Annotated in this window: 13 protein-coding genes; 1 reads left to right on the forward strand and 12 read right to left on the reverse strand. The window is 42.6% G+C overall.

Annotated elements, in window-relative coordinates:
• Positions 1-13: 13 nt before the first annotated feature.
• The 6 genes from gndA to mce form a co-directional block, all read right to left on the reverse strand.
• Positions 14-1,423 (reverse strand): NADP-dependent phosphogluconate dehydrogenase, encoded by a 1,410-nt coding sequence (gndA, locus tag DFO72_RS01795; protein WP_113884431.1) that lies wholly within the window; start codon positions 1,421-1,423, stop codon positions 14-16.
• 390 nt (positions 1,424-1,813) lie between these two features.
• Positions 1,814-3,112 carry a DNA polymerase IV gene (locus DFO72_RS01800; protein ID WP_113884536.1) on the reverse strand — a complete coding sequence of 433 codons (1,299 nt, stop codon included), beginning with the start codon at positions 3,110-3,112 and terminating at the stop codon, positions 1,814-1,816.
• Between the two features lie 121 nt (positions 3,113-3,233).
• The gene (locus tag DFO72_RS01805; RefSeq protein ID WP_113884430.1) at positions 3,234-3,710 is read right to left on the reverse strand and encodes a chemotaxis protein CheW; all 477 of its coding nucleotides are present in this window, start codon (positions 3,708-3,710) and stop codon (positions 3,234-3,236) included.
• A gap of 139 nt (positions 3,711-3,849) precedes the next feature.
• Positions 3,850-4,962, reverse strand: a complete 1,113-nt coding sequence (locus DFO72_RS01810; protein ID WP_113884429.1) for a tripeptidase T — start codon at positions 4,960-4,962, stop codon at positions 3,850-3,852.
• Positions 4,963-5,039: 77 nt separating this feature from the next.
• Positions 5,040-6,590, reverse strand: coding sequence for an acyl-CoA carboxylase subunit beta (locus DFO72_RS01815; RefSeq protein ID WP_113884428.1), 1,551 nt, complete (start codon positions 6,588-6,590; stop codon positions 5,040-5,042).
• A 3-nt stretch (positions 6,591-6,593) separates the two neighbouring features.
• Positions 6,594-7,007: a methylmalonyl-CoA epimerase gene (gene mce / locus DFO72_RS01820; protein ID WP_181782382.1), complete on the reverse strand. Its 414-nt coding sequence runs from the start codon at positions 7,005-7,007 to the stop codon at positions 6,594-6,596.
• Between the two features lie 176 nt (positions 7,008-7,183).
• Here mce and prli42 point away from each other — a divergent pair, with 176 nt between their 5' ends.
• Positions 7,184-7,279, forward strand: a complete 96-nt coding sequence (gene prli42, locus DFO72_RS30330) for a stressosome-associated protein Prli42 (RefSeq protein WP_113884426.1) — start codon at positions 7,184-7,186, stop codon at positions 7,277-7,279.
• Between the two features lie 185 nt (positions 7,280-7,464).
• On the opposite strand, the gene DFO72_RS01830 is transcribed toward prli42, so the two are convergent.
• The 6 genes from DFO72_RS01830 to DFO72_RS01855 form a co-directional block, all read right to left on the reverse strand.
• On the reverse strand, positions 7,465-8,001 hold the full coding sequence (locus DFO72_RS01830; protein WP_113884425.1) for a L,D-transpeptidase: 537 nt from the start codon (positions 7,999-8,001) through the stop codon (positions 7,465-7,467).
• Positions 8,002-8,022: 21 nt separating this feature from the next.
• On the reverse strand, positions 8,023-9,015 hold the full coding sequence (locus DFO72_RS01835; protein WP_113884424.1) for an aromatic acid exporter family protein: 993 nt from the start codon (positions 9,013-9,015) through the stop codon (positions 8,023-8,025).
• A gap of 116 nt (positions 9,016-9,131) precedes the next feature.
• On the reverse strand, positions 9,132-9,854 hold the full coding sequence (locus tag DFO72_RS01840) for an amino acid ABC transporter ATP-binding protein (protein ID WP_113884423.1): 723 nt from the start codon (positions 9,852-9,854) through the stop codon (positions 9,132-9,134).
• Entirely contained in the window at positions 9,847-10,506 is a 660-nt protein-coding gene (locus DFO72_RS01845; RefSeq protein ID WP_113884422.1) for an amino acid ABC transporter permease, read from the reverse strand. The genes DFO72_RS01840 and DFO72_RS01845 overlap by 8 nt, the downstream gene beginning before the upstream one ends.
• Positions 10,507-10,601: 95 nt before the next feature.
• Positions 10,602-11,393, reverse strand: a complete 792-nt coding sequence (locus DFO72_RS01850) for a transporter substrate-binding domain-containing protein (protein ID WP_113884421.1) — start codon at positions 11,391-11,393, stop codon at positions 10,602-10,604.
• 334 nt (positions 11,394-11,727) lie between these two features.
• The gene (locus DFO72_RS01855) at positions 11,728-12,165 is read right to left on the reverse strand and encodes a BrxA/BrxB family bacilliredoxin (RefSeq protein ID WP_113884420.1); all 438 of its coding nucleotides are present in this window, start codon (positions 12,163-12,165) and stop codon (positions 11,728-11,730) included.
• Between the last annotated feature and the right edge of the window lie 139 nt (positions 12,166-12,304).

Genomic DNA, 12,304 nt, shown 5'->3' on the forward strand with positions numbered 1-12,304 from the left:
CGCTGTTTTTATATTATTCCATCCAATTTGTATGAAAGATGCCTTCTTTATCAGTACGCTGATAAGTGTGTGCTCCAAAGTAGTCACGCTGTGCCTGAAGTAGGTTAGCAGGCAATGTTTCAGTGCGGTAGCTGTCGTAATAGGACAGCGCAGCAGAGAAGCATGGTACAGGGATTCCGTTCTTCACAGCTGTACTGATAATTTCACGGGTAGCATCCTGGTAGCTTTCCACAATTTCCTGAAAATACGGATCAAGAAGCAGGTTCTTTAAACCAGGCTCACGGTCATATGCTTCCTTAATTTTTTGGAGGAATTGGGCACGGATAATGCATCCTCCGCGGAAAATCATCGCAATATCGCCGTATTTAAGATCCCATCCATATTCTTCGGATGCTGCTCTCATTTGAGCAAAACCTTGTGCGTATGAGCAGATTTTGCTCATGTAAAGGGCTTTGCGGACACTTTCGATAAAGGCTTTTTTATCGCCGGTGAATTCCGATGCAGCTGGCCCGCGAAGAACTTTGCTTGCGTTGACACGCTCTTCTTTCATGGCAGAGATGAATCGGGCAAATACGGATTCAGTAATGATTGGAAGCGGTACGCCAAGATCAAGCGCACTTTGGCTTGTCCATTTGCCGGTTCCCTTTTGGCCGGCTGTGTCCAGGATGACATCTACCAGCGGCATGCCGGTTTCATCATCTTTTTTCGTGAAGATATCAGCCGTGATTTCAATTAGATAGCTGTCAAGCTCACCTTTATTCCAATCGGCAAATACTTCATGAAGCTCTTCAGCAGTCAAACCAAGCACATTTTTCAACAGAAAATAAGATTCGGAAATAAGCTGCATATCGCCGTATTCAATGCCGTTGTGGACCATTTTCACATAATGGCCTGCCCCATCCGGACCGATGTAAGTTGTGCATGCTTCGCCATTAACCTTTGCCGCGATATCTTGAAAAATAGGGGCAACCAGCTCGTAGGCTTCCTTTTGGCCGCCAGGCATAATGGAAGGACCTTTTAACGCGCCTTCTTCACCGCCGGATACCCCAGTACCGATGAAGTGGATGCCCAGCTCACTTAATTCCTTATTGCGGCGCTGTGTGTCCACAAAGAAGGTATTTCCGCCATCAATCAAAATATCCCCTTTATCCAATAAAGGCTTTAACTGCTCGATTGTCGCATCTGTCGGGCCGCCTGCTTTAACCATAAGCATGATTTTGCGCGGTTTTTCCAGGGAATCAACAAACTCCTCAATTGTATATGTACCTTTAAAATTTCTTCCTTCGACTTCTTTAAGCATCTCATCCGTTTTTTCGCGTGACCGGTTAAAAAGGGATACTGAGTAGCCTCTGCTTTCAATATTCATGGCAAGATTTTTGCCCATTACGGCTAAGCCGATAACACCAAACTGTGATTTCGTCATCTTTTATTACTTCCCTTCTAGCCTTTAAGCGTGTAATTGCTTGTTCAAAAAGAAGATCTTATTAAGATTTTTTGAACATTATCCAATAAGTGAAACTTCAATCAGCAGGGGGATGCCTTTTCCCCCACTGATTGTTAGTTGAGGCCCACAGGAGGCGGGTCACAAAGGCGCTGCCACAGGACGTGGCGTTCTTAGTCTTTGTTCTGCTTTTCGGGCTTTTCGGGAAGTTTGATCCCCGCTTCCGCTTATCCTAAATTGATTCATATGAGTCTTAAAATAGGGATCTTACTGCCCGTTAGCCTGCGGTAAAAGAATCCACTTTACTTTAGCAAGATTCCTATTCTTATTCAACTTTCCTGTCTTAGTTTAGCTTATAGCCGCCTGAAAAACTCATGAAATATCATCTTTTTCTTTTTTATTGCCCCTTCCAGGCCTGCTATGCAAAAAATCTTTATTAAAGCTGGTATCTGTGCCGATTTTGGGGCGGGTCAATTTCATTTCCGAAAGTGCACCGGCATTGTCGATTATTTTAGCCCCATATTTCTTTCGCAAAAGATCCATTGTCTGAAATAAAGGCTCCTTTTTGGCATCTTTTTCAAAACTGAATAAATCCAGCTGTTTAACCGCCTGTTCGGGTTCGACAAGGTCTGTTCCTGTAATGCCAAGCAGCCGTACTGCGTTTCCATTCCAATGTTTTATAAAAAGCTCTTTTGCCATTTTATAAATTTCTTCATCCTGCTGAATAGGATTCTTCAGTTTGCGGCTTCTGGTAATGGTTCTTCTGTCCTTATACCTGATGGTAATCCCCAAAGAAACCGCCATTACCTTTTTTCTTTTCAGTCTGGAAGAAACCTGTAAAGCCAATTTTTCAAATACCTGAAGCAGCTCTCTTTGATTTGAAACATCCCTTGGCAGTGTGGTTGAATTTCCCACACTTTTAAATTCAGATGCCGATTCCGGATCAACCTTTCTAAGATCTTGGCCATTGGCTTTTTGTTTCAATCTCGGGCCATTGATCCCCAGAGCTGCTTTTAATACAATTTCATCCGCTTTTGCCAATTCACCGATTGTGGCGATGTTCAGATATCTCAGCTTTTCCCCGGTTTTCCTGCCGACTCCGTGCATTTCTTCCACTTGCATCGGCCATAAAATATGGGGTACATCTCTTTTTCTGAGAACTGTAATCCCCATTGGTTTTTTCATGTCAGAAGCCATCTTGGCTAGAAATTTGTTGGGAGCAACACCGATGCTGCAGGGCAAATCAAGCTGCTGGAAAATCTGCTTCTGTATCGTTTCAGCAATTTCTATTGGGCTCCCAAACTCATAGCTGTCTGTAATGTCAACATATCCTTCATCAATGGATACAGGTTCAACAAGGGATGAATATTCGTGCAATATATCAAACATTCCCATAGAAGCTGCACGATATCTCTCAAAATTCGGCTTCATAATAATCAGCTGTGGACAGAGCTTTTTAGCCTCCCATAGAGGCATGGTGGTTTTTACCCCGAAGCTCCTTGCCTCATAGCTGCAAGTCACGATTATTCCGCGCCTCTCCTCCGGATTGCCTGCGATCGCTAAAGGCTTGCCCTTTAATGTGGGATCAAAGGCCATCTCAACCGAAGCATAAAAACTATTCATATCAACATGGAGGATAACTCTCCCGTTTTTTGGATACATTTGCTTCATGCCGGCACTTCCCTGTAAAATCATTCACCTCTATTTTAGCAGATATTTTTCTTTTCTTTAATTAGGAGGATTATAAAAGTAAAAACAGAGAATATTGCTCCTCTGTTTTTGAATTCGCTCGCTATGCTGTTGTATGCTGTGTTTTCATATACTCTTTTATTTCCCTTATTCCTTCCAGAGATCCCACCAGCTTTGAAGGATCGATTATGGTAATCAGCCTATGATCAAAATTGGCTACCCCTGTAAAATAATTGGTTTTTTGATAGGCAATCAAACCTGGCTGTTTCAGGCAGTCTGCTGGAATATCAAGAATTTCCTTGGCTTCAGTCACCAGCACTGCGAATGATAGCTCTTCTGTCTGCAGCACGATCATCCTTGCCGAGTCGCTATCGGGCAGTGTACGGCTGTAAAGAATTTCTTCAAAATCAACAACAGGAATTAGCTCTCCTCTGACTTTGACAATTCCTCTTACATAACTGGGCAAATGAGGAATCGGTGTTATGCCTTCCATTTTCTCAATGGAGATAACAAAGGGAATAGGCGTGGCATATTCCTCATTTCCTGCCCGGAAAACGACAGCTTTATTATTTTCAGTCATTCCATTTCCTCCTCGGAAACTCTCATGTATAGAACTAATATACCATAGGCATTATTTTCTAACTAGTGAGGAATTTAATTGAATTCAGTAATATAAAAAAGAGAACCGCATCGGGTTCCCTTTCTGTCAGGCTTAGGCTTTAGACTTCTTCAATAATGGCAATGACCATTTCAGCCAGTTTATTTAATTCTTCAATAGGCATACGCTCATTGGTTGTATGAATTTCTTCGTAGCCAACAGCAAGGTTGACTGTTGGTATGCCTAATCCGGCAATCACGTTCGCATCACTTCCGCCGCCGCTGTGAAGAAGCTCGGAGCTCCTGCCAATCTTTGCAGCCGCTTTGCGGGCTACTTCAACGACATGGTCGCCTTCGCCAAATTTAAAGCCAGGGTACATAACCTGAACATCCACTTCAGCTTTGCCTCCCATTTCTTCGGCAGCACTTTCAAAAGCTTCTTTCATTTTAGCAACCTGCTGTTCCATTTTTTCAGGAATTAATGAACGTGCTTCTGCTAAAATAGCAACATGGTCACACACGATATTGGTCTGCTGTCCGCCTTCAAAACGGCCAATGTTAGCCGTTGTTTCTTCATCTATGCGGCCCAGCGGCATTCTTGAGATCGCTTTCGCTGCCATAGTGATAGCCGAAATGCCTTTCTCAGGGGCTACACCAGCATGTGCTGTTTTCCCTAAAATAGCTGCTTTAACTTTAGCTTGTGTCGGGGCGGCAACGATAATATTTCCGACTTTGCCGTCACTGTCCAGTGCGTAGCCAAACTTCGCTTTAACAAGTGAAGGATCGAGAACCTTCGCTCCGACCAGTCCGGATTCTTCACCAACTGTGATAATGAACTGGATAGTTCCATGAGCAATATTCTGCTCTTTCAGGACTTTAACAACTTCAAGCATAACGGCAAGTCCTGCCTTGTCGTCGGCACCCAGGATCGTTGTTCCATCGGTTACAACATAGCCGTCCTTGATGGAAGGTTTAATTCCTTTTCCAGGAACAACCGTATCCATGTGAGAAGTGAAATAAATTGTATCTGTTCCTTCTTTAGTTCCCTGAAGAGTGCAGATGAGGTTGCCTGCACCGTGTCCGGTCTGTGCAGTTGTATCGTCTTCATACACCTCAACCCCAAGATCCCTGAATTTTTTCTTCAGCACTTTTGCAATTTGAGCTTCATACTTTGTTTCAGAATCAATTTGCACCAGTTCCAGAAATTCGTTTAATAAGCGTTCCTCATTAATCATTTATGTACAAACCTCCAAATTTAAGCTTACTAAGCAAGTATAACTCCAATATTTTAGCACAGCAAATCAGGAATCCATTATAGCGGGATATTTCCATGCTTTTTATGAGGCCTGCTTTCTTTTTTATTGCGCAGCATGTCAAGCGCCTGAATGATCTTGATTCTGGTTTCTCGCGGATCGATGACATCATCCACCATGCCTCGGCTTGCCGCCACATATGGATTGGCGAACTTTTCTCTGTACTCCTCGATTTTTTGTGCCCTGGTAGCTTCGGGATCTTCACTATTTTGAATTTCCCTTGCAAAAATAATGTTGGCTGCACCTTGAGGACCCATTACGGCAACTTCCGCATTTGGCCAGGCAAATACAAGATCTGCGCCAATAGATTTACTGTTCAGAGCAACGTATGCTCCCCCGAATGCTTTTCTTAAAATAACAGTAAGCTTTGGCACTGTTGCTTCTGAGTAAGCATAGAGAATCTTTGCGCCATGCCGTATGATCCCGCCATGTTCCTGTTTAACACCTGGGAAAAAGCCTGTAACGTCCTCAAATGTAATAAGGGGAATATTAAAGGAGTCACAGAACCGGATAAACCTTGAAGCCTTATCGGAAGAATCAATATCAAGGCCTCCTGCCATTACCTTCGGCTGATTGCAGACAAGTCCCACCGTCTCACCCTTGATTCGGGCAAGCCCGACTACAATATTTTTAGCAAAGTCACGCTGTACCTCCATAAAAGTATCTTTATCCACTACCTGTCCAATGACTTTTCGGACGTCATATGGACGAAGGGCATCGAAAGGAATGGCGTCTGTCAGATCCGGACGGTAATCATCGTCCTCATCCCGTTCTGACATTGGCGGTTTTTCCTCATTATTCTGCGGAAGGTAGCTTAACAGACTTCGTACCTGCTCAATAACTTCCTCTTCGGACTCGCCTCTAAAGTGTGCGTTTCCGCTGATTGTGTTATGCACACGGGCACCGCCCAGATCCTCCGGTGAAATTTTTTCCCCAGTCACCGTTTCGATTACTTTTGGGCCAGTTATGAACATCTGGCTCGTTTTTTCCACCATGAAGACAAAATCCGTGATCGCTGGAGAATAAACCGCTCCACCTGCACAAGGCCCCATAATGACAGAGATCTGCGGAATCACTCCTGAATAAATCGAATTCCGGTAGAAAATATGGCCGTACCCATCAAGGGAAACAACCCCTTCCTGAATTCTGGCACCGCCGGAATCATTCAAGCCTACAAATGGAGCCCCATTTTCAGCTGCCAAATCCATTACATTGGCAATTTTTTTTGCATGCATTTCCCCAAGGGCGCCGCCAAAAACAGTAAAATCCTGGGAAAACAAGAAGATAGGTCTTCCGTTGACTTTACCATAGCCAGTTACAACGCCATCGCCAGGGCCTTTTTGGTTTTCCAATCCAAAATCCGTGCTGCGGTGCTCAATAAATGGATTCAGCTCTACGAATGTGCCCGGGTCAACTAATAAATCGATTCGTTCACGGGCAGTCAGCTTTCCTTTTTCATGCTGTTTTTGTATACGCTCATCCCCTCCGCCCAGTTCGACTTCCCTGCGGCGGTCGTATAACTCATTTATTTTCTCATAAATGTCTGCCATACTTTATTTCAATCCTTTCTTTTCACAAAATTCATATAATATGCCGCCTGTTGATTTTGGGTGCATAAAGGCTACCTGGGCACCGCCAGCCCCAATCTTCGGTTCATCCTGCAGCATCCTGATGCCCTGTTCCTTCATTTGATTAATACGTTCCTGTATGCTGTCAACACCTAATGCTACATGATGAAGACCTTCGCCTCGCTTCTCTATAAACTTGGCAATTGGGCTTTCTTCACTTGTCGGCTCAAGAAGCTCAAGTTTCGTTTCCCCTGCTTTAATAAAAGCAACCTTTACTCCTTGACTGTCCACTTCCTCAATTCCGAGAAATTCAAGCTGAAGCACTTCAACATAAAATGGAAGCGCTTTATCTAGAGACCTGACAGCAATACCTATATGGTCCACCTTCTTGATCATCATTTTTCCTCCTCATGGATGTCGGAAATTATCAAATTCCCTCAGAATGCAGGCATATTTTGAAGCTATTATTTAAATATTCGTTAAAGATGTCGAAAATCCTTTTAAAAATTGAGCGGTTGTTCAATTTGAAGATTCTTAGTAAAATGATAGTAAGAATTGGGACGAGGAGGAATAGAATGTCAAATAAGAAAATGACAAAAATAGTTGTTTATTTAATGATATTTGCAATGCTTGCATCTACCCTCATTATGGGGATGTCGATGTTTTTATAACAGGAACTATGTGGATTTTTTCAGCTGCTGCGGAGGGCAATTCCGGGCAGTTTTTTTATGTTCTATTTTTTAATTAAGCCTATTCTCAATTCACCTAACATGTATTCCATTTTATTTTACTTCTTAAACGCTTTGCAAGGAGGGGCCATTGCATTGAAAAACTGCATCCATTCAGATGCAGCTGATTATTCTTTCAAATGATTATTTTTTATTGCGCCGTACTCTCTTCCAAGTTCATCAAAATTTCTGGGGGAGGTGACAACTAAAATTTTCGTACCAACCGGTACAGATTCATATAGCGACTCGACTGCTTCATTCTGCAATCTAATACATCCATTGGAGACGTACCTGCCGATCGATGCAGGGTCGTTCGTCCCGTGAATGCCATAAATTCTTCCATCTGTATCCTCTGCGTCAAATCCAATCCATCTTGTCCCGAGAGGATTACGGGGGTCACCGCCTTTAATGTCCTTTTTCCTATAATAAGGATCAGCTGCCTTAACAGTAACAGTAAACATCCCTTCAGGTGTAAGGTCATCCGTTCTCCCGGTTGCAGCTGTGATTACACTTTGTACTTTTTGATCATGAATAAACGCAACTTCATTTGTCCGTTTATTGACAATTAAAAATGGATCTCCAGGCAGCGGGTTGGGTCCCAAAGGCCAGATTGGGGAAAATGAAAAAAACATGATGGCCGCTGCAGCAAACTTCAGCATGATCATTCACGCTCCAATTCCTTTTCCTTAGTTTGCTTCTGCTGTCCGGTCTTGATTCATTTCCCTCTCCTTTAATCCTTTAAAAGAGCTTTTTATAATTAAATACTGTTCCATTTCTTTTACAAAGTGAAGCAGCGCAGCCCGTGCCTCAAATTCCTCTCTTGTCTTGGGGAGCTCCATATTTTCAAAAGAAACTCTCATTCGGTATAATTTCTCCAAAAATTGAATGGCCGTATTCCCTGGATGAATGTGGTCCGATAACTCCTCAATAAAATCAGCAATCATCTCCCCCTGTTCAACAGGCAGTGCAATGGACGTTACACTTGGAAGAACACGCTCAATAATCTCGAATTGTTTTTCCCTCATTTTAAAATAGTGATAATATAAATTATCATTCCTTCGGAAGTGGTTTTCGACATCTCTGAAGGCCAATGTCTTTGCCTTATCGATTAGTTCCATCGTTTCAGTGATTTCCCTGCCATCCCAGCTGCTTTCATGTGTGCGCAAATACTTCACGATTTCATCAAAGATAATCTTAAAGTTATCTTCTATCTCGAGCCTATACTCCTTAAGCTTCGATTCCAGACTGGGCATATAGAGGTTTGCGATGAGGGCCACACCAATTCCGACAGTAATAATGCCCAGCTCATTCAGCAGGAGTTCCTTTGAAACTTCCCCTGCCGAATAAATATGCAGAATAATAACGGAGCTTGTCACAATCCCATCGCTGGCCCTTACCATGACAGCTGCGGGAATAAAAAACAAAAGCAGCAGTCCAATTACAAGCGGATGATAGGCAATACCCTCAAAAAACAAGGAAGAAAATACCATTGCCATTAAGCAGGCAAAAAAACGGTCCCATGAAGCTCGCAGAGACTTTTTCTTCGTTACTTTTATGCATAAAATAGTCAATATTCCTGCAGAGACAAAATTGTCAAGCTGCAGCATCTGTGCAATCATGATGCTAATGGAAGTTCCCACGGCAGTCTTGATTGTCCGGTAGCCAATTCTATATTTCATTTAGTCAAACTCCTATATTCATTTGCCCGCATCTAAGTTTAAAGAAGGCTTTTGTTTTGAGAAAAACGAAAGAGAAGATGATCCTTTTGACCATCTTCTCCCATAGCATATATCGATTATAGCATTTTTTGCAAGAAATCCCTTGCACGTTCACTCTTAGGTTTAGAGAAAAATTCTTTAGGGGAAGAATCCTCTACAAGCACGCCGCCATCCAGGAAAAGCACCCTGTCTGCCACTTCACGGGCAAACCCCATTTCATGGGTAACAATCGCCATTGTCATGCCTGTATGGGCTAAATTTTTCATAACGTCCAGCACTTCTTTCACCATTTCCGGGTCAAGAGCGGATGTAGGTTCATCAAACAGCATAACATCGGGATTCATAGCAAGAGCTCTGGCAATCGCAACCCTTTGCTTCTGCCCCCCCGATAACCGATTTGGATATTCGTATGCTTTGGCTGATAATCCGACCTTCTCCAAAAGCTCGAGCCCTGTTTTCTCAGCTTCCGATTTCGAAACTCCCTTTACCTTCATTGGTGCATAGGTCAGGTTTTGCAGGACTGTTTTGTGCGGAAATAAATGGAAATGCTGAAAAACCATTCCTACATCTTGGCGCACTTTCATAATGTTCGTGCCCTTATCCGTAATGTCCTGCCCGTTAATCATAATCCTGCCGTCTGTAGGCACTTCCAGGAGATTGATGCAGCGCAGCAATGTTGACTTGCCGGAACCTGATGGACCAATAATAGCTACTACTTCGCCATCTTGAATATTAGTTGAAATTCCTTTAAGAACTTCAAGTTTACCGAAATTTTTATGCAAATTTTCCAGTTTAATCACTGCGTCTCATTCTCCTTTCAATCCCTTTTCCAAGCACAGTCAGGATCATTACCATAATGTAATAGATAAGCCCCGCAATCAGTATTGGCTCGAAGTAGGAAAACTTTTCGCCTCCCACGATGTAAGCGCGGCGCATCACGTCTGTTACCCCAATAACCGTTACGATTGCAGATTCTTTTGTAAGGGTAATAAACTCGTTCATTAAAGCAGGCAAAATGTTTTTCATTGCCTGCGGGAGAATAATATCCATCATGGCAGGCCTGTATGGGACACCTAAAGCCATGGCCGCCTCACTTTGGCCCTTATCAACAGCAAGGATGCCGGCCCGGATAATCTCAGAAATATAGGCAGCTGAGTTTAGTCCAAATGACAGGACGGCAGCTGTTGATGGATCAATTTTATACCCGATCAGCTGGGGCGATCCATAATAAATGAGCATCAACTGAAGAACAAGAGGTGTTCCTCTAAAAACGGATGTATAGGCATCTGCTATCCACCCAAGAAGTTTAAATCTGCTGATTTTAAAGAATGATAGAATAATGCCTAATACAAAACCCAATATTCCTGCCATAAAAACTATTTGAAGCGTAACGCCAATGCCTTTAAGTATATATGGAAGGGAGGGAATGAACTGCTGAAAATCGAGATTCACTGTCTTTCCATCCTCTCTATAAATAGTCTATCAGTTTCCGGGAAGAATAAAGCGTCCAAAGGAAAATATGCCTTGGACGCCAATTCCCAGCGGAATTATTTGCTATCAAACCATTCTACGATCAGTTCTTCCAATTCACCGTTTTCTTTCATCTTCACAAGCTCTGCATTAAATTTCTCAGTTAATTCACTGCCCTTTGGAAAAGCAATGGCAGAACCCGCCTCAGCTTCTGCTTCTTCGATTGTAAAACCGGCAAGATCTTCATTCTTTTCAAAGTATCCTTTTGCAACAGTGTCTTCAATCATGGCAGCATCAAAACGGCCTGCCATAATTTCCTGAATCAATTCAGGGATGCGGTTGCGGTTTTCCACAGTCATATCAACTGTCTCACCAATTTCTTCTGCTTTATCAGCCTGAATTGAGGCAAGCTGCACACCTAAAGTTTTCCCGTCCAAATCTTCTAAAGACTCAATTCCGCTTCCTTTTTTCGAAACGATCATGTGACTCGCTGTATAATATACATCACTGAAATCAACGTTTTGTTTGCGCTCTTCAGTAGGTGTCATACCAGCCAGAACAAAATCAACCTGGCTCGTTTCCAATGCAGGAATCAATCCGTTAAAGTCCATATCTTTCACTTGTATCTCATAACCCAATTTTTCAGCGATCGCTTTGGCCAAATCCACGTCAAAACCGATAATTTCTTCCCCTTTTGCGGAATCTACATATTCAAATGGCGGATAATCCGCTGATGTACCCATAGTTAATACTTTTTTATCTGAGTTTTCCCCTGAGCCGCTTCCAGTGCTGGCTTCTTCACTTGTGCCGCATGCAGCTAATACGCCAACTAAAAGTATGCTTAAAGCAATCATGATGACTTTTTTCATTTTAGTTTCCCCCTATAAAATATGAATAATTTCTGCATAACTATTAATAAATATTCACTAAAATGAATTTTAACAGATTTTTATATTTATGCAATAAGATTTTTAAATATTTATCTAAAGTTTAATTATTCTGATAAATAGACACAAAAAAAAGTCCCTTAATTCGGGACCTTTCCTGGTAAAATAAAAAAGAAACTTTGAACATCGAAATCTGTCTAGTTCCACAAGGAATGCTTCGGCAGCTTTATCCTCTCACCACTAACAGCGCTGGCTTTTAGGAGGAGCGTCTGCCCCCTAGAGGTGTCGGGGGGCAGGCGCTTCCGCTTTTCCCTGTTTAAAGCTCTTCGCAATATTTCTCAAAGGTATCCTGCAGTTTTTGAACAACAGCCATTGGCTCATGGCCTTCAATTTCATGGCGCTCGATCATCGTGCATAATTCTCCGTCTTTAAGAAGAGCAAAAGATGGTGATGATGGCGGATAGCCGGTAAAATAAGACCTTGCTTTTTCTGTCGCTTCTTTGTCCTGGCCGGCAAATACAGTAACCAAATTGTCAGGGCGCTTATCATAATGCAGGGAATGCATGGCCGCAGGGCGGGCAATTCCGCCTGCACATCCGCAGACTGAGTTCACCATTACAAGTGTGGTGCCTTTTTTATTTAGGGCTTCATCCACTTCTTCCGGTGTCGTTAATTCTGTATAGCCGGCATGCACGATTTCCTGCCGTGCCTGCCTTACAACATCATTCATAAATAAATTAAAATCCATATTCATAGATCATCGCTCCTCTGCTGATTAATCTTTTTCACTATATACATAATACCAATACAAGAACAAAATTTACAATCAAGTCATTTCTTTGAATAAAAAAGTTTAGCTTCCGGGTAATGGGGGAAAGATAAAACTACAGCTA

The sequence above is a fragment of the Cytobacillus oceanisediminis genome, assembly GCF_004366035.1.
Classification (GTDB): Bacteria; Bacillota; Bacilli; order Bacillales; family Cytobacillaceae; genus Cytobacillus; species Cytobacillus oceanisediminis_C.

Excerpts from the sequence above, each read along its gene's own strand:
- gndA (WP_113884431.1), bottom strand. The coding sequence starts at position 1,423 with ATGACGAAATCACAGTTTGGTGTTATCGGCTTAGCCGTAATGGGCAAA.
- DFO72_RS01800 (WP_113884536.1), bottom strand. The coding sequence starts at position 3,112 with ATGAAGCAAATGTATCCAAAAAACGGGAGAGTTATCCTCCATGTTGAT.
- DFO72_RS01805 (WP_113884430.1), bottom strand. The coding sequence starts at position 3,710 with ATGACTGAAAATAATAAAGCTGTCGTTTTCCGGGCAGGAAATGAGGAA.
- DFO72_RS01810 (WP_113884429.1), bottom strand. The coding sequence starts at position 4,962 with ATGATTAATGAGGAACGCTTATTAAACGAATTTCTGGAACTGGTGCAA.
- DFO72_RS01815 (WP_113884428.1), bottom strand. The coding sequence starts at position 6,590 with ATGGCAGACATTTATGAGAAAATAAATGAGTTATACGACCGCCGCAGG.
- mce (WP_181782382.1), bottom strand. The coding sequence starts at position 7,007 with ATGATGATCAAGAAGGTGGACCATATAGGTATTGCTGTCAGGTCTCTA.
- prli42 (WP_113884426.1), top strand. The coding sequence starts at position 7,184 with ATGTCAAATAAGAAAATGACAAAAATAGTTGTTTATTTAATGATATTT.
- DFO72_RS01830 (WP_113884425.1), bottom strand. The coding sequence starts at position 8,001 with ATGATCATGCTGAAGTTTGCTGCAGCGGCCATCATGTTTTTTTCATTT.
- DFO72_RS01835 (WP_113884424.1), bottom strand. The coding sequence starts at position 9,015 with ATGAAATATAGAATTGGCTACCGGACAATCAAGACTGCCGTGGGAACT.
- DFO72_RS01850 (WP_113884421.1), bottom strand. The coding sequence starts at position 11,393 with ATGAAAAAAGTCATCATGATTGCTTTAAGCATACTTTTAGTTGGCGTA.
- DFO72_RS01855 (WP_113884420.1), bottom strand. The coding sequence starts at position 12,165 with ATGAATATGGATTTTAATTTATTTATGAATGATGTTGTAAGGCAGGCA.